This is a genomic window from Bradyrhizobium sp. NDS-1, assembly GCF_032918005.1.
Lineage (GTDB): Bacteria > Pseudomonadota > Alphaproteobacteria > Rhizobiales > Xanthobacteraceae > Bradyrhizobium > Bradyrhizobium tunisiense.
Genome location: NZ_CP136628.1, coordinates 5622784 through 5647548 on the forward strand (window position 1 = coordinate 5622784; position 24765 = coordinate 5647548).

A 24765-nucleotide genomic window follows, 5' to 3' on the forward strand; every position below is an offset into this window, starting at 1 on the left:
AAAGGGATTCTTGATGGACGTACAACGCAAGCTGGAAATCCTGGCGGATGCCGCCAAGTACGACGCGTCCTGTGCCTCCAGCGGCACCGAGAAGCGGGATTCCCGCGACGGCAAGGGCATGGGCTCGACCGCGCCCGGCATGGGCATCTGTCATTCCTACGCGCCGGACGGACGCTGCATCTCCCTGCTCAAGGTGCTGCTGACCAATGCCTGCAATTTCGATTGCCTCTATTGCGTCAACCGCGCCTCCTCCAACGTGGCGCGCGCCCGCTTCACCATCGACGAACTGGTCAAACTCACACTCGACTTCTACCGGCGCAATTACATCGAAGGGCTGTTCCTCTCCTCCGGCATCATCCGCAGTCCCGACTACACCATGGAGCAGGTGGTCAGCGTCGCGCGCAAATTGCGCGAGGAGCATCACTTCCGCGGCTACATTCATCTGAAGACCATCCCCGAAGCCGACGACGCGCTGATTGCGGAAGCCGGCAAATATGCCGACCGCCTCTCCATCAATATCGAGATGCCCCAGGAAACCAGCCTGCAGCAATTCGCGCCGGAGAAGGACGTGCGCGCGATCCGCCGCACCATGGGCCGGCTACGGCTGAAGCTCGACGAAGCCGAGGAAGCTCGCAGCGCGAAGACGAAAGCCAAGCCGCAGCGTTTCGCGCCCGCCGGGCAAAGCACGCAGATGATCGTCGGCGCCGACGCGGCCTCCGATCACACCATTCTCCACACCAGCGCCAATCTCTACGGCGCCTACCGGCTGCGGCGCGTCTACTATTCCGCGTTCAGCCCGATCCCCGACGCCAGCCGCGCGCTGCCCTTGCGCGCGCCGCCCTTGCTGCGCGAGCACCGGCTCTACCAGGCCGACTGGCTGATGCGGTTCTACGGCTTCGACGTTGCGGAGATCGTCGACGAGAGCGCGATGCTGCCGCTCGACATCGATCCAAAGCTCGCCTGGGCGTTGCGCCATCGCGACCATTTTCCACTCGACGTCAACCGCGCCAGCCGCGAGGAGCTTTTGCGCGTGCCGGGCTTCGGCACCAGGACGGTTGAACGCATCATCGCGACACGCCGCACCACCACGATCCGCCTCACCGATCTCGCGCGGCTTCACGTGCCCAAGCACAAGGCGCTACCGTTCATCGTCCTCAGCGATCACCGCCCCTCACCGCATCGTCTCGACGAGGCGCGACTGATCGAGCGGTTCAAGCCGAAGGCAACGCAACTGGGGTTTGGCTTCTGATGCAGTACATCACCCTCGACACCGAAACCGATTTCGACGGCTGGCGCAAAGCCGCGCGGACGCTCGTGCTTCATCTTGTGAAGCCCACCGATGTCACCTGGGCCGTGCAGGGCGGCGAAGCCGAACTGTTCGCGCCGCCCTCGCCGTTTCCGATCCTCGAGGTGAATGACGGCACCTTCAGCGTATCAGCAAAATTCGTCGAGCTCGCCAAGGCCGCGATCCTGCACCGTGATGTCGAGCGCTTTGCGATTCTCTATCGCCTGCTGTGGCGGCTGAGGGACCATCACGATCTCATCGAAATCGCGACCGATCCCGATGTCGCGCAGGTCACCGCCATGGCGAAAGCGGTCTATCGCGACGAGCACAAGATGCACGCCTTCGTGCGCTTCCGCGAGATCGGCCGGGAACGCGCGGCGCATTACGTCGCCTGGTTCGAACCGGAGCATCACATCGTCGAGCTCGCCGCGCCGTTCTTCGCCCGGCGCTTTGCCGACATGCCCTGGTCGATCCTGACGCCCGATTTGTGCGCGCATTGGGACGGCCACGCGCTCTCGTTCACACCGGGTGTCAGCAGGAGCGAAGCACCGGGCGCGGACCGGCTGGAGGAAACCTGGCGGCGCTACTATGCCAGCATCTTCAATCCGGCCCGGCTCAAGGTGAAGGCGATGCAGGCCGAGATGCCGAAGAAATACTGGAGGAACCTGCCCGAGGCTTCGATCATTAAGCCTCTGATCGAGGACGCCGAGCGCATGACCGGTGCCATGATCGCCAATGCCGCAACCGATCCGCACAAGCCTCAGAGGCGGCCGGAGGCTCCGATGAAGCGCAAGACCACAGTCGACAATCTCGAAGCTCTGCGCGAGGAAGCCGCGCATTGCCGCGCCTGCCATCTCTACAAGGACGCGACCCAGACCGTGTTCGGCGAAGGCCCGAGATCGGCAAACATCATGCTGGTCGGCGAGCAGCCCGGCGACAAGGAAGACCTCGCCGGCCATCCCTTCGTCGGTCCGGCCGGCCAGATGCTCGACCGTGCACTCGCGGAGGCCGGTGTCGACCGCAAGAAGGTCTATGTCACCAACGCGGTCAAACACTTCAAATTCGTGCCGCGTGGAAAGATCCGCCTGCACCAGAAGCCGAATACGCCTGAGATCCGGGCGTGCCGGCAATGGTATGAGCGGGAAGTTTCAGCAATTCAGCCCGATCTGATCGTGGCGATGGGGGCCACGGCTGCGCAAAGCGTGTTCGGCAAGATCACCCCGATCGGCAAGACCCGCGGTCGCCTCATCGAGCTTCCTGATGGGCGCAAGGCTTTGGTGACGGTGCACCCCTCCTATCTGCTGCGGCTACCCGATCCGGAAGCGAAGCTGCTGGAATATCAGCGCTTTGTCGAAGATTTGAAGATTGCTGCCAGCTTGCAGAAGAAGGCGGCGCGGGCCGCCTGAATATAACTGGAAGGAACGGCTTTGCGCGAACGGCTTTGCGCCGTTGTTGGCGAGCCGATCCGTCAAGAAGAACGAGCCCGCGCAATTCGCGGGCCATTGCATCTCTGCTTCGGCTCCAGCGTTACGACGCCGCGAGCGACTCCTCGACCAGCTTGACCCAGTAGGACGTGCCGAACACGATCGCCTCGTCGTTGAAATTGTAGGCGGGGTGATGCAGGCCGGCGCTGTCGCCGTTGCCGCAGAAGATGAAGGCGCCGGGCCGCGCCTCCAGCATATAGGCGAAATCCTCGCCGCCCATCAGCGGCGGCATCTCGTGCACCTTGGCTTCTCCGGCGACCTGCCCGGCGATGCGCCGCGCCACCTCGGTCTCCGCGGCATGGTTGTTCACCACGGGATAATTGCGCTTGTAGTGCAGGTCGATCTTCGCACCCGTGATCTGCGCCACGCCCGCGACCACCTCGTGCACGCGCTTCTCGATGAGCTTGCGCACTTCCGGCGACAGGGTGCGGATGGTGCCCCTCAGCGTCGCAGTCTGCGGAATGACGTTGCGGGCATTGCCGGCGTGGAATTCGCAGATCGAGATCACCGCCGATTCCAGCGGATCGACGCTGCGCGCAACGATCGATTGCAAGGCGGTGATCACCTGCGCGCCGACCAGTACGGAGTCCACGCATTTGTGCGGACGCGCGGCATGGCCGCCGAGGCCCTCGATCATGATGTCGACCTCGTCCGTCGCCGCCATGATCGGACCCGGCCGAATCGCGAACGAGCCGATCGGGATGCCGGGGCCGTTGTGCATGCCGTAGACTTGCTCGATTCCGAAGCGCTCCATCAGGCCGTCCTTGACCATGGCCGCCCCGCCGGCGCCGCCCTCCTCGGCCGGCTGGAAGATCACCACCGCATCGCCGGCGAAGTTGCGGGTCTCCGCGAGGTAGCGCGCTGCCCCGAGCAGCATCGCGGTGTGGCCGTCATGGCCGCAGGCGTGCATCTTGCCCGGAATCTTCGAGGCGTAAGGCAGGCTGGTCTGCTCGTCGACGGGTAGCGCATCCATGTCGGCACGCATGCCGATCACCTTGAGCCCCTCGCCCGCGGGCTTGCTGCCCTTGATCACGCCGACCACGCCGGTCTGGCCGAGCCCGGTCACGACCTCATCGCAGCCGAACTCGCGCAGACGGTCCGCGACGAATGCTGCGGTGCGATGAACGTCGTACAGCAGCTCCGGATGCTCATGGATGTCCCGGCGCCAGGCCTGAATATCGGGTTGAAGGTCGGCGACGCGGTTCACGATGGGCATGGAGGGTCTCGAACTTTGTTTGGATGAAGGACTATCTAGCATGCAAGCGTCGGTCCACCTAACTCCTGCCGATCGAGGAGTAGCCCTGTGCTCTCGTCATGGCCGGGCTTGTCCCGGTCGGCTGCGTCTGCCTATTAGAACAGAACGCTGAGTGACCATCCGGGTGGAAGCAGAATGCCAAGGCGGCTCGAAGGTGAGTTTGACTACATTGTCGTCGGAGCCGGTACGGCCGGCTGCATCGTCGCGAACCGGCTATCGGCCGATCGCAACAACCGCGTCCTCATTCTCGAAGCCGGCGGCGACGACAATTGGATCTGGTTCCACATCCCGGTCGGCTATCTCTTCGCCATCGGCAATCCGCGCTCGGACTGGATGTTCAAGACCGAGGCCGAGCCAGGCCTGAACGGTCGCGCGCTCGCCTATCCCCGTGGCAAGGTGATCGGCGGCTGCTCGGCGATCAACGCCATGATCTCGATGCGCGGACAGGCCGCGGACTACGATCACTGGCGCCAGCTCGGCATGACCGGCTGGGGCTATGACGACGTGCTGCCGCTGTTCAAGCGGCTGGAAGACCACTTTCTCGGCGCGAGCGAGCATCACGGCGCGGGCGGCGGCTGGCGCATCGAGGCGCCACGGCTCGCGTGGGACGTCCTCGACGCAGTTGGCGACGCCGCCGAGGAGATGGGCATCAAGCGCATTCCGGATTTCAACACCGGCGACAACGAAGGCACCAGCTATTTCCACGTCAACCAGAAGCGCGGCCGGCGCTGGTCGTCGGCGCGCGGCTTCCTCAAGCCCGCGCTGACCCGGCCCAATCTGCGGCTCGAGAAGCACGTGCTGGTCGACCGTCTGATCATCGAGCGGGGCCGCGCCGTCGGCGTGCGCTTCTTCCAGAACGGCGAGATCATCGAGGCGCGGGCGAAGCGCGAGGTGATCCTCTCGGCTGGCTCGATCGGCTCGGTGCAGGTGCTGCATCGCTCCGGCATCGGCCCCGCCGACTGGCTGTCGCCGCTCGGCATCGACATCGTCATGGACAAGCCCGGCGTCGGGCGCAATCTCCAGGACCATCTCCAGCAGCGCGCGATCTACAAGGTCGAAGGCGTGCGCACGCTGAACGAAACCTATTACAACCTGTTCCGCCGCGGACTGATGGGGCTCGACTACGCCTTCCGCCGCCGTGGTCCGCTGACCATGGCGCCGTCGCAACTCGGCATCTTCACGCGCTCGGATGCGACGCGCGCACGCGCCAACATCCAGTTCCACGTGCAGCCATTGTCGCTCGACAAGTTCGGCGATCCCCTGCACCGCTTCCCCGCCATCACGGTGAGCGCCTGCAATCTCCAGCCGACCTCGCGCGGCACCGTGCGACTGCGTTCCGCGAGCCCGGACGAGAAGCCGATCATCGCTCCGAACTATCTGTCGACCGACGACGACCGCCAGGTCGGCGCCGATGCCATCCGCACCACGCGACGCCTGATGCAGCAGAAGGCGCTGGCCAAATATCGTCCGAGCGAATACCTGCCCGGTCCCTCCGTCGGCGACGACGATGCCTCACTCGCGAAGGCCGCCGGCGACATCGGCACCACGATCTTTCATCCCGTCGGCACCGCGAAGATGGGCGCGGTGAATGATCCGATGGCCGTGGTGGACGAACGATTGCGCTTCTACGGCCTCGATGGCCTGCGCATCGTCGATGCCTCGATCATGCCGACGATCACATCGGGCAATACCAATACGCCGACCGCGATGATCGCCGAGAAGGGCGCGACGATGATTCTGGAGGATGCGAAGCGACCTGCGTAGCCCGGATTGCGCCGCGCTCCATCGTCTCCGCGGAGGGATATGGATTGCTTCGCTTCGCTCGTAATGACGATCGCCGAGATAGATCGGCGAACTACGCCGACCGTCTCACCGCGTTGTCCACCAGGGTCTTGCCGAGCGACCAGATCGCGCCGGGGACCTTGTGGCTGCCGGCAATAACGTCGTCGAAGGCGCGTTCAATCCAGCCGCAGTCTTCCTCGGTGATGGTAAGCGGCGGCAGCAGCTTGATGGTGTGGCTGCCGTGGCCGGCGACCTGGGTCAGGATCTTGTGATCCTTGAACAGCGGCACGGTGATGAGCTGGCAGAACAGGCCCTTGTTGGCCGCCTCCAGCACATTCCAGGAGGCACGCAGCCGCAGCGACTTCGGCGGGCCGAACTCGACGCCGATCATCAGGCCCTTTCCGCGCACTTCCTTCATCAGCTCGTAGCCGGGCACCATGCGCGTCAGCGCGAGGCGCAGCTCGGCACCGCGCTTGGCGGCGGACTCGATCAGCTTCTCGGACTCCATGACGTCGAGCGTGGCGATGCCCGCGGCCATGGCAAGGTCGTTCTTGGAGAAGGTGGAGCCGTGCACCACCGCGCGGTCCATCTGGTTGAAGATCTTGTCGAAGATGCTCTTGCGCGTCAGCACCGCGCCGACCGGCACGTGGCCGCCCGACAGCGACTTCGACAGCAGCACCATGTCGGGCTCGACGTTCCAGTGCTCGACCGCGAGGAAGCGGCCGGTGCGGCCCATGCCGGTCTGGATCTCGTCGGCGACGAACAGCGTGCCGTATTTCTTGCAGAGCGCGGCCGCGCCCGGCAGGAACTCGTCGGTGGGCATGTTCACGCCCTTGCCCTGGATCGGCTCGACGACGAACGCCGCTACCTCGCGCGAGGCCAGCGCCTTTTCGAGCGCTGCCAGATCGTTGAACGGGATCGGGGTGCAGCCCGGCAGCAGCGGCTCGAAGCCGGTGCGGAAGTTCGAATCGCCCGTGAGCGACAGCGCGCCATAGGTCAGGCCGTGATAGCCATGGGCGCAATAGACGATGCCGGGACGCCCCGTCGCGCCGCGCGCGAACTTGATCGCGGCTTCGACGCATTCGGCGCCGGAATTGGCGAAGAACGCCTTGCCGAGATAGGGAACGTATTTCAGAAGGCGTTCGGCGAGCACGCCGGCGAGCACCGAAACGTCGAACTGGACGAGATTGGGCAGATCGGCGTCGAGCACGCTCTTGAGCGCCTCGCGCATGACAGGATGATTGCGCCCGATCGCAAACACACCAAAGCCGGACAACAGGTCGAGATAGCGCGCGCCCTCGCGGTCGAAGAGATACTGCCCCTGCCCCTTCTGGAAGCCGACATCGTAGCCGATGGTCTTGAGGACCCGAACGAACTGCTCGTTCAGATACCGATTATGCAGGGCGCTGCGCTGGGCCTGACGGTCCGCGAAGAGCTCAGACATGTCTGGATTTGGACTGTGCATCCGCTACATACTTCGATTGAGGGCCGTTTCGTCAACTGAAAACGGACCGTTACTGAAAACGGTTTGTGCGGCCTTTTGCCCTTTTTCGGACCATCTTCGCAAGCACAGCTTTAGACCATGTTGCACTGCCGAGGAACACTCATGCGTTTGGCCCTTTACACCGGAATAATACTGGCTGGTGGTTACACCTGCCTGACCCCCGCGCTCGCCGCCGATCCCACCGGCGATTGGCGGGTTGCCGACGGCGTCGCCAACATTCGTGTCGCCCAATGCAATGGCAGCATGTGGGGCGCGGTTTCCTGGGAAAAACAGCCCGGCGGCCGCGACGAGAACAACCCGGATGCCTCGAAAAAGACCAGGCCGACGCTGGGCATGGCGACGCTGATCGACATGAAGAAGAAGCCCGCCGCCGATCAATGGGAAGGACAAGTCTACAACGCCAAGGACGGCCAGCTGTACAGCGCGACCATCACGCCTGTCGGCAGCGACCAGCTCGAGATCAAAGGTTGCGTGATGGGCTTCCTCTGCGGTGGCGAAACCTGGACCAGGGTCGGCCCGCCGATCCCCCCGAGCCCAGCCAACGCAATGGCCAAGGGCGCACCGAAGTCCGCCGGCGCGGCGCCGAAGCCCACCGGAGCTACGGCAGCAGCCGCGCCTGCACCTGCACCTGCAGTTCCGAAGTCCGCCGGCGCAGCCAAGCCCGGTCAGAAGGGCGGCGCCGATCCGGTCGGCGACATCTGCCTACTCCCTGAGATTGCGGGGTTTGCCCATTAGGGCCGGCTGGAACAGCAGCACGGCCGCGAGCGTCGTCACCAGCGAGAGAGCGAGCAGCTTGCCCATGCTGGACGTGCCGGGATGGCTCGACAGCCACAGGCTACCGAACGCGGTCGCCGTCGTCAGCGCGCTGAAGAAGATCGCGCGTGTCAGGCTGGTCTGAAGCAGATTCGTTCTGCCGGAGCGCCAGGCCACGACATAATAGATCTTGAAGGCGACGCCGACGCCGAGCAGCAGCGGGAATGCGACGATGTTGGCGAAGTTGAGCGGCAGACCGATCAGCACGCAGATCTCTAGCGTCACGGCACCGGCAACCAGGAGCGGCACCAGCGTCATCAGCACGTCGACGAACCGGCGCAGCGTGATCCACAGCAAGAGGCCGATCACCACCAGCGCGTAGATGCCGGCATGGATGAACGCCCTTACCACGGTATCGCCGGATTTCAGGATCGAGACCGGCCCGCCGATGGCGGTCGGCTCGGCAGCGAGTACCGCCGCCGCAAATTTGCGCAGCGTGTCGTTGTCGTTGGGATCGCCCTTGGGCAGCGCCTCGACCCGGATGATGCCGTCCTTGCTCTTCCAGGCGCTGACGAGTTCGGGCGGCAGTGACTTCAGCGTGACGGGCTCGGCCTGCATCGCGCTTCTGAGCTGGTCGAACACGATCTTCATCGGCGTGACGAACACGTCCTGCGCCTTGTTGCGCGTGGCCTCGTCGCCATTGGCGAGCTTTTCGAGTGCGTCCGCCAGACGGCGCGAGGCAACCGCACCGGGGCCCTTCGCCTCGCCCGCGGTCCGGCGCAGATTGTCGACCGAGGACTTCAGCGCCTCGACGTTTTCCCGATCCGAGGGCGCCGCGTCGATCTGCTCGGGATTGAGCGCGGGGTTCAGCACCCCGGCTCCCTGCGCGAGCAGCTTCAGCTTCGGCGGCTGGTCCTGCGGCACGAAGCTGTTGAGCGACATCACCCTGAGCACCTCAGGCACCTTCTCGAGCTTCGCCTCGACCGCCCTCGCCTGCTCTTCCGAATTGGCCATCACGTTGATGGCATTGGCGCCGGTGTTGGGGTCCTTGCGCAAATCGAGGAAGGTCGCGATCGATTCAGCGTGCGGATTGCGCAGATTCATCGGGTTGAAGTCGAACTTCATGAAGTAGAGCAGCGGCAGGCCTGCGAGCGCGAGCAGCAGCGTGCCGCCCACGACGAGCACGCGGTGCTTCTCCAGGAAGTGATCGAGCGGTGCCAGGAAGGCATAACCGACCGGCTCCTTCTCGCCGGGCGGGTTCAGCAGCTTCAGCATGGCCGGCAGAATGGTGATCGACGAGATGAACGCCACCAGCATGCCGACGCCGGCGATCTGGCCGAGCTCGGCGATGCCCTGATAATCGGTCGGCATGAAGCAGAGGAAGCCGGCGGCCGTCGCCATCGCCGCGAGCGACAGCGGCACCGCCGAGCGCTTGGCCGCCAGCACCAGCGCGCCCGGGAGATCGTTGTGCTTGAAGCGCTCCGAGCGATAGCGGACGCTGTACTGGATGCCGAAATCGACGCCGAGGCCGACGAACAGCACCGCGAACGCGATCGACAACAGATTGAACGACCCGACCATCATCAGGCCGGCCGCGGTCGTGATCGCAAGGCCCACGAAGAGATTGACGAAGACCGCGAAGATGATTTTCGCCGAATGCAGCGCGAGCCACAGGATGACCAGCACGACGAGAACCGTGCCGACGCCGTTGACTACGGCGCCTTCCTGAACGGTGGCGTATTCCTCGTTGGCGATCGGAATCGGGCCGGTCAGCCGAACGCGGGCCTGGTACTTGGTCGAAAAATCGAGATCCGCGGCGGCCTTGCGGATCGCGTCGGTGGCGTCCTTGCCGGGCTCCAACGCATTGTAGTCGAGGATCGGCTTGAACTCGATGAAAGCACGCTTGTCGGAATCCTTCAGCGGCTCGTCGCTGACGAGCTCGCGCCAAGAGAAGCTGGCATTTCCCTTGTTGAGCACGGTCTCGACGGTCTGTGCGATCAGGTTGAAGGGCCGCTCGGTGTTGTCGAGCTTGACCTGGCCGCGCTTGACCCCCGCAAGTCCGGTCTCCAGCGCTCCGGTCAGGCCGCGGATCGAGGGATCTCCGGCCATGATCTCGATCAGGGGCGCGGCGGATTCGAACTGGCCGGTGATCTTGCCGACCTCTTCGGTCGGCAGAAACAACAAGCCGTTCTTCTCGAAGAACTCGCCGCTGCCGAGCTGCTGCATCGACTGGAAGTTGGTCTTGTCGCCCTTCAGCCTGGCATAGAGCGCGTCTGCCGCAGCGCTCGCCATCTCCGGCGTGCGGGCTTCGACTACAGCGAGGATTAATTCGTTTTGATCGAACGCCTTGTCGAATTGCTGGTCACGCTTGCGCCAGTCCAGATTCTTGGCAATCAGCGAGTTGATGTCGGTGTTGATGGCGAAGTGCTGGGACGCGTAATAGCCCGCGGCTACTGCCAGCAGGAGCCCGAGAACGACGACGAGGGAGGCAAACCGGGTGCAGGCCCTGACAATGGCGACGACGACGCTTTGCAGCACTTCTTTTCTTTCTGCGGTTAACAGCTTGCCGGAAACGCCCGCTGTTTATCGGAGTTCCCGGGCGAAACCTATTGCTGTTTTGGGCGGTTCTCATCGCACTGGGTTTGAGGGTAAACGGCGGGAGACCGGGCAAAATCGTGTGGGGCGTCGGTATAACCGGGGAGTTGAGGCGGGAAAGTGACGAAGCACTGGGCACAGACATTGCCCATCTTGCAAGCAACAACGACCCTACTATATTACCTCTAACGTGATCAGCCGGGGCTCTGAGGTTTCATTCGACCTTTCCTTATTGCCGATTTTTTGACACAAAGACTTGCGCCTCCATGCGCCGAGCCTTGACGAGGGTGGGTGGCTACCGCGCGCGAACCAATGGTGCGGATATTGCAACTCATTGGTCAGGATCGGGGTGCCGTAGGGGACTTACGAAGCGGATTGGTGCAACTTGCGTGATGGGCGTCCAATGGAAGTTTATCTGGCGCAACCGCGCGGCTTTTGCGCGGGCGTGGTGCGTGCAATCGAGATCGTGGAACGGGCGCTGGAGAAGTACGGCCCGCCCGTCTACGTGCGCCACGAGATCGTGCACAACAAATACGTGGTCGAGAGCCTGAAGAACAAAGGGGCAATCTTCGTCGAGGAGCTGTCCGAGGTTCCGCCAAAGGCGGTGACCGTCTTCAGCGCCCATGGCGTCGCCCGCAGCGTCGAGGAAGAGGCCGCCGCGCGCGACCTTCCGGTGCTCAACGCCACTTGCCCCCTGGTCACGAAAGTTCACAATCAGGGGAAGCGCTACACCAGCAAGGGCCGCACGCTGATCCTGATCGGCCATGCCGGGCACCCCGAGGTCGAAGGCACGATGGGTCAGGTTCCCGGTCCCGTGCTGCTTGTCCAAAGCGTTCAAGAGGTTAAGGCCTTGAGCCTGCCCGCAGATACGCCAGTGGCCTACATCACCCAGACCACCCTGTCGGTCGATGACACCAGGGACATCATCGCGGCCCTGCAAGCCCGCTTTACAGACATTCAAGGCCCGGATATCCGGGATATCTGCTATGCGACACAGAACCGCCAATCTGCGGTAAGGGACTTGAGCAAGCTGGTCGACGTGATCTTGGTGGTGGGCGCTGCCAACAGCTCGAACTCGAACCGGCTTCGCGAAATCGGCACCGAGGCCGGCGTCGCGAGTTATTTGATTGCCGACGGCAGCGCGCTCAATCCGGAGTGGTTGAAAAATGCCAGGACCGTCGGCATCACGGCCGGCGCTTCGGCGCCTGAGGTACTCGTGGATGACGTGATCGAAGCGATGCGGCGGATCAGACCGGTCAAGGTCCAGGTGCTGCCGGGCCGCGAGGAAAACATCGAATTCCGGCTTCCGGCCCAACTGGCTGCGAGCTGACCCACCCGAATTGAAAAGCCCAGAAAGAAACTTGTAATGGCCATCCCCTTCTTCAAGGAAATGCGTATCGGCGGCTATTTGCTCAAGCAGAAACTGCTTGGCCGCAAACGCTATCCGCTCGTGCTGATGCTGGAGCCGCTGTTTCGCTGCAACCTCGCCTGCGTCGGCTGCGGCAAGATCGATTACCCGGACGCGATCCTCAACCGCCGCATGACCGCACAGGAGTGCTGGGACGCGGCCGACGAGTGCGGCGCCCCGATGGTCGCCATTCCCGGCGGCGAACCGCTGATCCACAAGGAGATCGGCGAGATCGTGCGCGGCCTCGTCGCGCGCAAGAAGTTCGTCTCGCTCTGCACCAACGCGCTGCTGCTCGAGAAGAAGCTCGATCTGTTCGAGCCCTCCCCGTATTTGTTCTTCTCCGTGCATCTCGACGGCCTGAAGGACCATCACGACAAGGCCGTCTCGCAGAAGGGCGTGTTCGACCGCGCCGTCTCCGCCATCAAGGCGGCCAAGGCGCGCGGCTTCACCGTCAACGTCAACGCGACCATCTTCGACGGCCACCCGGCCGAGGAGATCGCGAAGTTCCTCGACCTCACCGTCGAGCTCGGCGTCGGCGTCTCGATGTCGCCGGGCTACGCCTATGAGCGCGCGCCGGACCAGGAGCACTTCCTCAACCGCACCAAGACCAAGAAGCTGTTCCGCGACGTCTTCGCGATGGGCAAGGGCAAGAAGTGGAACTTCATGCATTCCGGCCTGTTCCTGGACTTCCTCGCCGGCAACCAGGAATACGAATGCACGCCGTGGGGCATGCCCGCGCGCAATATCTTCGGCTGGCAGAAGCCCTGCTACCTGCTCGGTGAAGGCTACGCGAAAACCTTCAAGGAGCTGATGGAGACCACCGACTGGGAGACCTACGGCACCGGCAAGTACGAGAAGTGCGCCGACTGTATGGCCCATTGCGGCTACGAGCCGACCGCGGCGACCGCAGCCCTCAACAACCCGCTGAAGGCGATGTGGGTGTCGCTGCGCGGCATCAGGACCACGGGTCCGATGGCGCCGGAGATCGACATGAGCAAGCAGCGCCCGGCGCAGTACATCTTCTCGTCGGAAGTGCAGAAGCGCCTGTCGGAGATCCGCAAGGACGAAGCCGCCGCCGCGCAGGCGAAGGCCGCGCAGAAGGCTTCGACTGCCGCGTAAGCGGACGCGACGCGTCACAAACAAAAAGCCCGGTCGCCAGCGCGACCGGGCTTTTTTGATTGGGGATTGAGCCACGCTATCCGCTCCGTCGTCATTGCGAGCGCAGCGAAGCAATCCAGAATCGTTCCGCGGAGACACTCTGGATTGCTTCGCTGCGCTCGCAATGACGGAGTGTACGGCACCAGCTTGCTCTTACCATGCGCTCTGTTCCCCCGCTGACACGCCTGCGCGTTCTCGCGGCTTCTTTCGCCCGAGTTTTGCTGTTCGTTTCGCCCTCGAAAGACCAGAGGACGCAGGGAAGGCCGGGCGCCGCCGGCACCCGCAATCCGTGCGCGACAGGAATGCACACGGGGTGGATCACAGGTGATGCCGGTCGCCCGGCCTTCCCTGCGCGGATGGTTTTAACGGTGTCCTTCGTGCTCTCCTCGGGGAGCGTTGCACTATTGCCCCCGTCGCCTCGCCGCTGTTCGATGCGCGTGCCGGTCGGCCGCCACATCACCGCGAGGTTTGACGCCAGAACCGCGGGCGTCGGGACCACACGACTTCTCCGTCCGCGGACGGTTCGACCTGATCGCCGGGGGCTCGCGTGTGCTCACCTCCGACGACGACCGAAACCGCTGTGACCGCGCCGTGTCGTAGCGCACCGCGCATGACTCAACGGTCGCCCGCCCCTGTCATCGCCTGTCGCGCCGGCGCTACCGCGTCCACCGCACCCCGACCCGCATCTCGTGACGATCGCGAAGCGCCCCTCTGGCAGGGCCGGGATGGACGCTCTATGTCACAAATCCGAATTTCGGGAAAGTGAAATATTTTTGGAAGGAGGGATTGACGAGGTTTGCGGTGTTTTGCCCGACGCCTCGTCCCTCCCCTTCGATCTTCCGGCGTCCTTTGCACAAAATCAAAATCAACCCCATGCAAAGTAGAACCACAGTTCGACGTCACACAAATCGTCCAAGGAACCACATCGCGTTGATGGCCCCATGACGACAATCTCGCAGGCCAAAAGAAAAGGCCCGGTCGGAGACCGGGCCTTTTCTTTGCCGCTCGACGGCCCGCTCAGGCCGCCTTCGACACCAGCACTTCGCTCTCGATCAACTCCGTGCCGATCAGATAATCCCGGCAGCCGCGAAGTGAGCGCAGCGCGCGGTTGAAGTCGAGGCCGGTCGAGACCAGCGCATGCAGCGTCGCCGGATTGCGCACGATGCCACGCAGCACGGCGGCGAGGTCGATCTGGCCGTTCGGCTTGATGGCGGCGCGGGCGAGCGCCGGCAGCGCGCGATGGGCGGGATCGCTGATGACGCGGACCGCGGCGAACGGCAATCCGGCCTCGGCGGCGTAGGCGGCAGCGATGTGGCTTTCCATGTCGACGGCGGCGGCGCCCGTCTCGGAATGCAGCGCCGCCTTGCAGGCGCGCTTGGTGACCACTTCCTCGGCGCCGGCGAGGCTGCCGCGCACCACGCGGCGGCGGCCCGAGGTCAGGCGCTCGATCAGATCGTCGCCGAGCGAGAGGCCGGCGGCCCAGCGGGTGTCGCCGGACAGCACTTCGGTCGCCAGCACGACATCGCCGGAGCGCAGCGTCGGGTCGAGCCCCCCGGCCACGCCGAAGGAGATCACGCCGCGAATCGTGTCAGGATCCACCACCGTCAGAAGCGCCCGCAACTGGGTCGGGCTGCTCGATGAACAGATGACCGCCATTCCAGGCCCGGCCGCGATTCGGGCCTCCTGAACCAATCCGGTCACGATCAGTATTGGCCGCGGGTCGATGGTCGTACCCACGGTAAAACAGTCCCCCGTCCCCAAAGTCACATTCCGACCCCTACCACCCTGCTGTTGGTGTTCCGCAAGTTCCGATACCGCGCCAACGCCCACAGCGGAAAGAACTTTGGGTAACCATGATACCGTAGATAGAACACGCGGGGGAAGCCTGTGGCGGTGTACCGCTGCTCATCCCACAGTCCTTTTTCGTTCTGTGTTGCAATCAGGTACTCCACCCCGCGGGCGACGGCCGGGTGATCAACCTCGCCTGCCGCCATGAGGGCAAGCAAGGCCCATGCCGTTTGCGAGGCGGTCGAGGGCGCGGCCTCCCATCCCCGGTAGTCCAGGCGGTAGCTGACGGCATCCTCGCCCCAGCCGCCGTCCTCGTTCTGGATCGAGGCCAGCCAATCGGCGGCCTTGCGAATCATGGGATCGTCATGGCGGACGCCGGCCATGTTCAGGGCGCAGAGCACCGACCAGGTTCCATAGATGAAATTCATGCCCCAGCGACCGTACCAGGACCCCTCCGGGTGCTGGGTCTTCCGCAAGTAGGCGACCCCGTCGGCCACATGCTTGCTGGTCGCCTCGGTCTCGCCGAGCTGGGCCAGCATCGAGATGCAGCGCGCGGTGACGTCCTCGGTCGGCGGGTCGAGCAGCGCGCCATGGTCCGAGAACGGGATGTTGTTCAGGTAATATTCGAGGTTGTTGACGTCGAAGGCAGCCCAGCCGCCGTCGTCGCTCTGCATGCCCTCGATCCATTCCCGGCCGCGGGCGATCGCGGCATCGTAGCCGGTGGCGCCGTGCTCCCGGCGCATGCGGTCCATCGACATCACGACCACGGCGGTGTCGTCGAGGTCGGGGTAATGCGCATTGTTGTACTGGAAGGCCCAGCCGCCCGGACGCACGTCGGGCCGCTTCACCGCCCAGTCGCCCTTCACCTCGAGCTCCTGCCTCGGGATCAACCAGTCGAGGCCCTGCTTGGCCGCCGGCACCGCCTTGTCACCGCCGGCTTCCAGCAGCGCATGCGCGGTCAGCGTCGTGTCCCACACCGGCGAGACGCAGGGCTGGCAATAGGCCTCCTCGCCGTTGATGACGAGCAGCTTGTCGATGCCGCGGCGCGTCGTTGCCCGCGGCGGATAATTCTCGTCCTTGCCGAGCGCGTCGTACATCATGACGATGTTGGCCATGGGCGGATAGATCGCGCCCATGCCGTCCTCACCGTTGAGCCGCTCCTCGGTGAAGGCGAGCGCCGCATCGATCGCGCGCTTGCGCAGGCTCCTGGGAAACATCGGCTCGATCACGCGCAAAATGCCATCGAGCGCGCGGAACAGCACGAACCAGGCCATGCTCTGGTGCGGCGCCTTGGCGGTCATGCCGATCGAACGCGGATCCTGCAGGAACAGCTCGTCGATGCCGACGCCCTTCGGATTCTTCGCGCGCGGCTTCAGCGCCGCGAGCACCATCAACGGCACCATGGTGGTGCGCGCCCAATAGGAGATCTTGTTGAGGTGGAACGGCGACCAGAACGGCAGCAGCACGATCTCGATCGGCAGCACCGGCACCGCACGCCAGGTCACCACTCCGTACATCGCAAGCAGGAAGCGCGTGAAGACGTTGCTGTGGATCGCGCCGCCGCGGGCATGGATCGCCTCGCGCGCACGCACCATGTGCGGGGCGTCGACGGGATCGCCGATCATCTTCAACGCGAAGTAGGCCTTCACGCTCGCGCTCATGTCGAACTCGCCGTCATGCACCAGCGGCCAGCCGCCATGGGCGCCCTGGATGCGGCGAAGATAATTGGCGATCTTGGCTTCGAGCGCGGCATCGACCGGCTCGGCGAGATAATGGCGCAGCAGGACGTATTCGGCGGGGATCGTGCAGTCGGCCTCGAGCTCGAAGACCCAATGGCCGTCGGATTGCTGAAGGCCAACGACGCCTTGCGTCGCCGATGCAATGCTCGATTCCAAAGCTTCGCGGCTGGTCGCGTTCACGGAATCCATCTCGCTCGATTGCTCCGATAGTCGATTGAATTTGGCCGGGGATTTTTGCCCGTCAGGGCCGCCTTTCAGGATCCTTTGGCGGCGAGAACCAGATCGGCTGCGCGATCACCGGACCGCACCGATCCCTCGATGGTCGCAGGCAATCCCGTAGCAGTCCAATCCCCTGCAAGAAACAGGTTTTTCAGCGCAGTGACCGCCCCGGGGCGCAGGGCATTCTGGGCCGGCGTCGCCGCAAATGTGGCACGGCGCTCGCGCACGATCTGCCACGGAGGCAACTCGCCGGAGACGCCGCCGGCCTTGCAGACGTCGTTCCAGATCGCCTGCGCGAGTTCCTCGCGCGGCATGTCGACCAGACGGTCGCCGTTGCTGATGGTGACGGACAGCCGGTTCGGGAACGCGAACAGCCACTCCACGACGCCGCCGATCACGCCGAGGATCGGCGCCGACCCTGGCGGCGGCGTGATGCGGAAATGCGCATTCACGATGGCGCGGAATTCGGTCGGCGTCTTCAGGCCCGGCAGCAGGCTGGCGGCGGCGCGCGGCGGCACCGCCATCACGACGACGTCGCCTTCGGCGAGCTGGATCACATCCTCGCCGCCGAAATTCAGCGCACCGGCCCTGCCGTCACTGGTCGCAAACGAACGCAGCTCATGGCCGAGCTGAACGGTGTGGCCGCGATCAACCAGGAATTTCACGGCCGGCTCGATCAGCACGGCGCTGAGGCCGTCGCGCGCGATCAGGGGACGGCAGGCCTGTCCACCGGCAAGCAGCGTCTCGCGCACGATCGCACCGGCAAGCCCGGCCGAGCCCTCGGGCGGATCGACGTTGAGAGCCGCGAGCAACAGCGGCTGCACCAGGCGCTGATAGAGCACGCCCTCGGTCGGAATCGACTTGCCGACCAGCGTCTCCTCCGACGCCCAGATCAGCGGAGCCAGCTTCAGATAATCGGTGAGCCCCGTATCAGGCACGCGGCGGCTCTCGTCGAGCACCCAGGTCGGCAACCGGCCCGTACCGAGATCGATCTGCCAGCGCTGCCCGGTCTTGATGTCGACGAAGGGAAACTGCGCGCTCTCGGGGCCGACGAGACCAGCCTCGGTGCCGATCGCCCGCGCATAGGCACGCGCATGGCTGTTGCCCGACAGCAGCAGATGATTGCCGTTGTCGATGGTGAGATTGGTGGCGCCGTCGAAATAGGAACGGCAGCGGCCGCCGGCCTGCTGCGTCGCCTCGTGCACGGCAACCTTGAATCCGGCATTGGCGAGCCGGACGGCGGCGGAGAGGCCGGAAATTCCAGCACCGATGATGTGAGCTGTGTTTTGCATCAGATGAAAGCGTAGCGGAGCAGGATCAGGATGCGCGTGATCTTCGACACACGCACCGGCTCGCGCGGCGCATTGAAACCGCGCGCAATCAGCAGATCCAGAATGGAATGATAGTATTTCGACATGATCCGCGGCGCGCGCACGGCGCGGCGCTTATTGCGGTTCATGATCTCGTCCGACTTCTCGAAATGCATCTTCGCGCGCTGCGTCAGCGGCAGGCAGACTTTCGGCAACGCACGCTCGGCGATCACGCGGTTCGGGTCGTCGGAGGTGATGCCGGCATGCAGCAGCGCCTCGCGGGGCAAATAGAGTCGGCCAAGGCCCGCGTCCTCGTCGATGTCGCGCAGGATGTTGGTGAGCTGAAGCGCGCGGCCCAGATGATAGGCAAGCTGGATCCCGTCCTCTTCCGGCAGGCCGAAGACCCGCACCGACAGCCGTCCCACGGCGCTGGCGACGCGATCGCAATAGAGATCCAGCGTCGCCATGTCGGGCGCGCGGATGTCCTGCGGCACGTCCATTTCCATGCCGTCGACGATCGCCAGAAAATCCTCGCGCTTGAGGCCGAAGGTCTTCACCGAGGCGACGTAGTCCTTCAGCCGCGGCGGCGGATTGCCCTGATAGAGCGCGTCGATGTCGTTGCGCCACTGCTGAAGCGCGGCGAGGCGCTCTTCGCGCGGGCCGTCGGAATCGGCGATGTCGTCGACCTGGCGGCAGAAGCTGTAGATCTGGAACATCGCTTCGCGCTGGTCATGCGGCAGGATGCGCATCGCGGCATAGAACGAGCTGCCGGATGCGGTCGAGCCATAATTGGCGCCGGGCGAAGTCGCCTCAAGCGTCATGTGCAGTCCCCGGTCTGGAAATGGCCTTGCGTCCGATCGCGCGACGGCCGACTTCGCCGATCATCCCGGCGAGGCTGAAGGTGAGCAGCTCGAATTTGTTCAGGTGCACGCGCTCGCGCAGGGGATCGCGCACCTTCAAGAGGCGTACGATGCGGTCGGCATAGGCCTGGATCACCGAGACATCGACGCCGAGGCGGAAATCCCGGATCTCGGCGCTCAGCGACCTGCCCTCGTCGAGCAGCGCTTCGTTGCGGACGGCGAGCGCCTGCAGGCACGCCAGCATCGCCGGCGGCGACTGCGCGAGGGCGAGCTGCTCAACGGAGGCGCCGTGTGCCGCCAGCGCATCGCGCGGCAGATAGACGCGGTTGAGCTCGCGGAAATCCTTGCCGCAATCCTGCAGGTGGTTGTTGATCTGCAGGCCCGCGCAAAGCGCATCCGATGCGGCCCAGGTCGCGGTGCTCTCGCCGTGGACGTCGAGCATGAAACGGCCGACCGGCATCGCCGAGTAGCGGCAATAGTGAATGACCTCGTCCCAGTTCTCGTAACGGAGCTTGGTCACGTCCATGCGGAACGCGATGAGCACGTCGAGCGCATGGCGCGGCGCCATGCCGCGTTCGGCAAGCGCGCGGCGCAGGGTCACGGCCTCAGCCTGGGTGTCGCCCTTGCCGAGCAGCTCGGCCTCGAGCAGGTCGAGATAGGCCAGCTTCTGGTCGGGCGGCAGTGTCGCGTGGTCGGCGATATCGTCGGCGGTGCGGACGAAATTGTAGTACGCCAGGATCAGGGCGCGATGACGCGGATGAATGATCCAGGACGCGACGGGAAAATTCTCGTCGCGGTCACCCTTGCCGGATCGCAATTCGCTCGCAGAGGTCATCGAGGGCTGGCTTACAATCGTTTGGATAGAAAGGGCTTCTTCGCTCGCGGGCTCATGCCGGCGATCCGCGGCGGCCCCCATATAGGGGAATACGGCCGCAAAACCAATCCTGTCTCTCGATGGCTGCCGTTTGCGGATTGCACCCGAAAAGCGGCCCTGGGGCCGCTTTCATGGGCCAATGGCCGAGCTTACTGGTTGTGGTTCTTCAGGACCTGGTCGCAGGCCTGCGAGATCTTGGCCCGGTTCTCCTTGAGGCAGGCCAGGATGGTGAAATCGCCCTGGTCGATGACCGGACGGCAGAACTTCTGCACGTCGCGCGTGCAGGCCTTCTGCTCGGACTCGGAGCCGCGCCCTTGCTGGGCCAACGCCGCCGTCGAAACAGATGCCGACAGCAGGGTGAGAGCGACGAGAAGCTTACGCATTGTATTCCTTCATTCTGACGGCAGAATCGCACCGGACCCGGACTGCACAGGGCGGACGACCGGAGCGGATTGTTCTGATGGCAAGTCGCCGCGGGAGGTGCGGCCTCAGAGAAGGCACAAGCACTGGCAAATGCGGCCAAATTGGCGCCACGTCCACCAGATCAGGTCTTCCCCGAGCCCTCATTGGCAAATGTAAGGGGTTGATACTACGTCATAATTCAGGGACACTGCGTTTTACTGCATACCTGTTGCAGAGCTGCATCTCTGAGCCCCATCTTTCCTGCCGGAAACGTGCGGAAACAGGGCAAATCGGCGAATCCGAGCCTGGCGCGGGGCGTCGTGAACCACCATCTCTGGCGGCTCGGCTTTGAACCTGACACTGGCTCGGAGCACTAAACTTTCGATGTGGCGAGACGTTCTCAAGGGTAAGCGGGCGTCGTTCCAAAACGGGATATTGAGATGACATTCTTTGGGCGATCTGGACTGGCCATCAAGGCGGCGGGAATCGTGGCGGCGCTGCTCTTTTCGGTTTCGACGAGCCACGCACAGTCGTCTGGCCCGTTTGCCGGTTTCGACGGCGCGTGGACCGGCACCGGCACGGTGTCGCTGTCCGACGGCTCCACCGAGCGGATTCGCTGCAAGGCAGACTATAAGGTCGCCGGCAGCGGCCTCAACCTGAAGCAGGCTCTGCACTGTGCCTCCGACAGCTACAAGTTCGACCTCACCAGCGACGTGACGAGCCAGGGCGAGCGGATCTCCGGCAATTGGAGCGAATCCAGCCGCAACATCTTCGGCAATCTCCAGGGCACCGCCGGCGGCGGCCAGATCGACGTGTTCGTGGAGGCCAACGGTTTTGCCGCCAACCTCTCGCTGCGCACCAACGGCACCAAGCAGACGGTGCAGATCTCGTCCAAGGGCGAGATCCGCGGCGTCAACATCACCATGACGAAGAGCTGATCCGCTCTTCTCGGCCAGAGAAATACGGCCCCCGGTTCGCGCGAGCCGGGGGCTTTTTGCTGGCATGAACTCACCGGGGCGAACTTGCCGAGATGGATCCGATACGCAGACATCTGCTCACGGTCGCCGGGCTCTTCGTGGCCACCCGGGCCTTCGCCAATGACCAGCAGGGAGCGACCATGCCGCCTTCACCGGTGAAGCCGCGCCACGTGCTCTGCTTCCTCGGCAAGGACGAAAGACTGCTACAACCGCCGAAGGCGCTGGCCAGGACCATCGCCGATTTCGACTTCGAGATCGACCGCACCCATTCGCAGGCCAGGCCCGACGCGAACATGGCGCGATCGTTCGGGGTGTGCTGGGACCGCGTCTTCCCGAAAGCATGGACCGCCTCGGACGAGGCCGCCGTGGCCAATCACAAATCGGTCCTCTACGTGCTGAGCCCGCCGATGGCTCAACAGAAGACGGCAGCGTATTCGGCCGCCGCACTGCAGATCGTGGACGAGATGTTCGACGCGGGAGCCGTTGCCGCAAAAGGCGAGAGCGCCGGAATTGCCCACGGCGTCGCGCGGTGGCGCGCTCTCATGGATCAAGCGCGCAAGGGCTCGATCAACAGCCAGGGCCTGCGCATGACCCCCGCCGTCACCAAGGCCTGTCGCCTCGCCTTTGCCAAGCGCCCGCTCGCCGGCGATCGCTATTACGAGACCGTCGGTTATCACCTCGTCGGCTTGCCCGAGGTCTATGTCGCGACATCGCGCGGCAGCGATCGCGACGCGGTCAAGCTGATGGACGAGATCGCCGACGCCATGAACGAGCATGGCATCGAGACCACGCTACGCGACCGCAAGCTCACACTGTCGCGGGAACAGGACTACGCCGAGGGCGATTTCAAGTTCAATCCCTACGGGATCGTTCGGATCGACGCGTGAGCGGGACAACAGCGACCAGCAATCCGAGCAGTCCGTAGGCCGCGGCACCCAGAGCGCCGAGTTCAACAGCCCAATAGGCGTCATCGCGGCATTGGCCCGATCAGAAGATCGCTGCGCTAGATCGCCGGCTTGTCCGGTCCGTGCAGCTTGGCGTGCAGATTGATCAGCCACATCGCGGTCGGCCTGAGGATGAAGAGGTCGGCGACCAGCGCCATCACCATCGAGAAGGCACTGAGCCAGCCGAACAGCCGCAGCGACGGCAGGTCGGAGAACACGGTGACGACGAGCCCGCAGGCCAGCACCACCGTGGTCAGAATCAGCGCAGGGCCGACCAGCACGGTCGCCCGCTCCACCGCCAGCGCCGAGCCGACGCCCGGCTTGTTCTCCAGCCTGAGCCGGTTGAGGAAGTGGATGGTGGCGCTGAGCCCCAGCCCGAACGAGACGGTGAGCGCGACGACGCTGGCGAATTGCAGGCCCTCGCCCATCGCCCACAGCACCGTTCCCGACATCACGACGGGGAAGATACCCGGCAGGATGCAGGCGAACATCACCACCCAGGATCGGAAGGCAAGGCCGATGAAGATCGCGACCAGCGCGAATTCGATGGTGAGCCCGTGGTTCAGCTTCTGGATCATGTTGGCCGAATTGCGCGCGGCGATCGCGGCAAGGCCCGTCACCGCGACTTCGTAGCCCGGGTGCTTCTTGCGGACGGCGTCGAGCTCGGAATCGAGCTTGTCCACGATCGGCAGGAGCTGGCTGGAATCCTTGTCCGGCACACGGCCGGCCACCACGACCGCGTCCTGCTCGGCGTCGATGAAGCGCCGCACCAGATGCTCGGGGATGACGCCGACATATTCCTTCAGCGTCGCGACGTCGGCGGTGCCGGCCTTTTCCGCGAGCCAGCGGCGCAGGGTCTCGACCGACCAGACATTGCCAACACCGGCCGCCTTCTCCACGGTCGCATGCACGTCCGCGATGGTCTGGAGCGTCTCCGGCGAATAGAGCGATTCACCCTTCGGGAACTGGATCAGCACGTTGACCGGATTGGCGCCGGTGAGCTTGGCATCGAGCCGGTCGCTGGCGGCGACCGCCTGCCGCTTGTCCGGCACCTGATCAGCGAGCCGGTAGCGCGGCTCCAGATTGGCGTAGATGACGCCGAGGCCGCCGACGAACAGCACAGCGATCAGGCTGAACAGGCCGGGGCGGCCGACCATGCGCACCGCGATCCAGTAGCAGAAATTGCGCAGCGCCTGGACACCGGCATCCGCGCTCTGGAACTTGACCGCGAACGTCTTCTCGTTGCGCACCAGCAGCACGCCGAACACCGGCACCAGCGACAGCACCGCGACCAGCGCGATGATGGTGGCGGCCAGACCCGCCTCCCCGAACTTGCGGATCAGGTCGGAGTCGGAGAACATCAGCGCGATGAAGGAAATGCCGGCGGTGCCATGCGTCAGCACGCAGGCCGGGCCCACCACCAGCACCGCGTTCTTGAACGCGGTGAACTTGTCCTGGCCCGCGATCAGCCGGTCGCGCGCGGCGAAGGTGAGCTGCATCGAGTCCGAGAAGCTGATGACCATGATGAGCGGCGTCATCACGTTCAGGAACATGTTGAGATTGAAATTGGCCCAGCCGAGCGCGCCGAGCGCCAGCAGGATCGCGATCATCGGCGGGAATGCCGCGGCGACCATGAACGAGATCTTGCGGAAGAAGATGATGGCGATGACGCAGCCGGCGAGGATGCCGAGGATGTTGTAGGTGAGGCCGTCGCGCTCGACCGCGTTGCGGATCTCGAGCTGCATCACGGGCACGCCGGAAAGCTGCACGTTGAGTCCGGTGTCGCCGAGATCCTCCTTCATCAGCGCGCGGATGTCGGCGACGGTCTTGGTCAGCTTGTTGGAGGCGACCACCTCCGGATCGAGCGACAGCACGATCAGCGCCAGCGTGCCGTCTTCCGACAGCAGCTTGCCGCGGATGATCTCGTTGTTTTTGACGGTCTCGATGAACCTGTCGTAGTCGGCGCCCTCGGGCAGTTCGGCCGGGAAAAGCGCCGCCGGCAGCTTGCCCGGCGCCGGCGCCTGGCGCGCCGAGAACAGCGAGACCAGCCCGCGCGTGCCTTCGACCAGTTGCATGTCGGTGACGAAGTCGCGCAGCTTCTCGAGGTTGTTCCGGGCCAGCAGGGTCTTGCCCTCGACCACGACGAGGACGTCGAATTCCTCGGCCGGGAACTTCTTCGTCACCTCTTCATATTGGCGGAATTCGCGGCTGTCGGAGCGGAAGAGCTGCGACAGCGAATCGTCGATCTTGATCCGGTGGATGCCGAACACGGCGCCGACGATCAGGACGAGCAGGACGATGCAGGAGACGATCGGCGCCCGGACAGCGATCAGCCCGAGACGCTCCAGCCCGAAGGCGATCGAGGACGTAGGTCCCTGCTCGACCTTGTCGACATGAACCTCATTCTCGCTGTGCTTTTCGAGCATGC

At 64.4% G+C, this 24765-nt stretch carries 18 protein-coding genes; 8 read left to right on the forward strand and 10 right to left on the reverse strand.

Annotated features, from left to right (window positions below):
• The first annotated feature begins 13 nt into the window (after nt 1–13).
• Complete coding sequence (locus RX330_RS26275) at nt 14–1249, forward strand: putative DNA modification/repair radical SAM protein (protein ID WP_317240398.1); 1236 nt, start codon at nt 14–16, stop codon at nt 1247–1249.
• Nucleotides 1249–2691 carry a UdgX family uracil-DNA binding protein gene (locus RX330_RS26280; RefSeq protein ID WP_317240399.1) on the forward strand — a complete coding sequence of 481 codons (1443 nt, stop codon included), beginning with the start codon at nt 1249–1251 and terminating at the stop codon, nt 2689–2691. The genes RX330_RS26275 and RX330_RS26280 overlap by 1 nt, the downstream gene beginning before the upstream one ends.
• Nucleotides 2692–2812: 121 nt before the next feature.
• Here the strand turns inward: RX330_RS26280 and RX330_RS26285 are convergent, their stop codons facing one another.
• Nucleotides 2813–3985: a M20 aminoacylase family protein gene (locus RX330_RS26285; RefSeq protein ID WP_317240400.1), complete on the reverse strand. Its 1173-nt coding sequence runs from the start codon at nt 3983–3985 to the stop codon at nt 2813–2815.
• A 174-nt stretch (nt 3986–4159) separates the two neighbouring features.
• Between RX330_RS26285 and RX330_RS26290 the strand changes: the two genes are divergently transcribed.
• Nucleotides 4160–5788: a GMC family oxidoreductase gene (locus RX330_RS26290; protein ID WP_317240401.1), complete on the forward strand. Its 1629-nt coding sequence runs from the start codon at nt 4160–4162 to the stop codon at nt 5786–5788.
• Nucleotides 5789–5879: 91 nt separating this feature from the next.
• Here RX330_RS26290 and hpnO read toward each other — a convergent pair whose 3' ends face one another.
• Nucleotides 5880–7271 (reverse strand): aminobacteriohopanetriol synthase HpnO, encoded by a 1392-nt coding sequence (gene hpnO, locus RX330_RS26295; protein WP_317240402.1) that lies wholly within the window; start codon nt 7269–7271, stop codon nt 5880–5882.
• 141 nt (nt 7272–7412) lie between these two features.
• Between hpnO and RX330_RS26300 the strand changes: the two genes are divergently transcribed.
• The gene (locus RX330_RS26300; protein WP_317240403.1) at nt 7413–8045 is read left to right on the forward strand and encodes a DUF2147 domain-containing protein; all 633 of its coding nucleotides are present in this window, start codon (nt 7413–7415) and stop codon (nt 8043–8045) included.
• Here the strand turns inward: RX330_RS26300 and RX330_RS26305 are convergent.
• Nucleotides 8013–10601 (reverse strand): MMPL family transporter, encoded by a 2589-nt coding sequence (locus RX330_RS26305; protein ID WP_317240404.1) that lies wholly within the window; start codon nt 10599–10601, stop codon nt 8013–8015. The two genes, RX330_RS26300 and RX330_RS26305, sit on opposite strands and share 33 nt — an antisense overlap.
• 460 nt (nt 10602–11061) lie before the next feature.
• Here RX330_RS26305 and ispH point away from each other — a divergent pair, with 460 nt between their 5' ends.
• Together ispH and hpnH are read left to right on the forward strand one after the other, a co-directional pair.
• A complete protein-coding gene (ispH, locus tag RX330_RS26310; protein WP_317240405.1) occupies nt 11062–11988 on the forward strand; it encodes a 4-hydroxy-3-methylbut-2-enyl diphosphate reductase in 927 nt (308 codons plus the stop codon).
• Nucleotides 11989–12024: 36 nt separating this feature from the next.
• Nucleotides 12025–13185: an adenosyl-hopene transferase HpnH gene (hpnH, locus tag RX330_RS26315; protein ID WP_317240406.1), complete on the forward strand. Its 1161-nt coding sequence runs from the start codon at nt 12025–12027 to the stop codon at nt 13183–13185.
• A gap of 1056 nt (nt 13186–14241) precedes the next feature.
• Here the strand turns inward: hpnH and RX330_RS26320 are convergent.
• The 6 genes from RX330_RS26320 to RX330_RS26345 all read right to left on the reverse strand — a co-directional run bounded on the left by RX330_RS26320 (nt 14242) and on the right by RX330_RS26345 (nt 20397).
• A complete protein-coding gene (locus tag RX330_RS26320; RefSeq protein WP_317240407.1) occupies nt 14242–15054 on the reverse strand; it encodes a phosphorylase in 813 nt (270 codons plus the stop codon).
• Complete coding sequence (shc, locus tag RX330_RS26325; protein ID WP_317240408.1) at nt 14988–16940, reverse strand: squalene--hopene cyclase; 1953 nt, start codon at nt 16938–16940, stop codon at nt 14988–14990. The genes RX330_RS26320 and shc overlap by 67 nt, the downstream gene beginning before the upstream one ends.
• A 65-nt stretch (nt 16941–17005) precedes the next feature.
• The gene (gene hpnE / locus RX330_RS26330) at nt 17006–18262 is read right to left on the reverse strand and encodes a hydroxysqualene dehydroxylase HpnE (protein ID WP_212081256.1); all 1257 of its coding nucleotides are present in this window, start codon (nt 18260–18262) and stop codon (nt 17006–17008) included.
• Nucleotides 18262–19101: a presqualene diphosphate synthase HpnD gene (gene hpnD, locus RX330_RS26335; protein ID WP_212081255.1), complete on the reverse strand. Its 840-nt coding sequence runs from the start codon at nt 19099–19101 to the stop codon at nt 18262–18264. The genes hpnE and hpnD overlap by 1 nt, the downstream gene beginning before the upstream one ends.
• Nucleotides 19091–19975 carry a squalene synthase HpnC gene (gene hpnC, locus RX330_RS26340; RefSeq protein ID WP_212081254.1) on the reverse strand — a complete coding sequence of 295 codons (885 nt, stop codon included), beginning with the start codon at nt 19973–19975 and terminating at the stop codon, nt 19091–19093. The genes hpnD and hpnC overlap by 11 nt, the downstream gene beginning before the upstream one ends.
• 188 nt (nt 19976–20163) lie before the next feature.
• Entirely contained in the window at nt 20164–20397 is a 234-nt protein-coding gene (locus tag RX330_RS26345) for a hypothetical protein (protein ID WP_212081253.1), read from the reverse strand.
• 459 nt (nt 20398–20856) lie between these two features.
• Here RX330_RS26345 and RX330_RS26350 point away from each other — a divergent pair, with 459 nt between their 5' ends.
• A complete protein-coding gene (locus RX330_RS26350; RefSeq protein WP_317240409.1) occupies nt 20857–21354 on the forward strand; it encodes a hypothetical protein in 498 nt (165 codons plus the stop codon).
• 92 nt (nt 21355–21446) lie between these two features.
• Nucleotides 21447–22280 (forward strand): hypothetical protein, encoded by an 834-nt coding sequence (locus RX330_RS26355; protein ID WP_317240410.1) that lies wholly within the window; start codon nt 21447–21449, stop codon nt 22278–22280.
• Between the two features lie 116 nt (nt 22281–22396).
• Here RX330_RS26355 and RX330_RS26360 read toward each other — a convergent pair whose 3' ends face one another.
• Complete coding sequence (locus RX330_RS26360) at nt 22397–24763, reverse strand: efflux RND transporter permease subunit (protein ID WP_317240411.1); 2367 nt, start codon at nt 24761–24763, stop codon at nt 22397–22399.
• Nucleotides 24764–24765 lie beyond the last annotated feature (2 nt).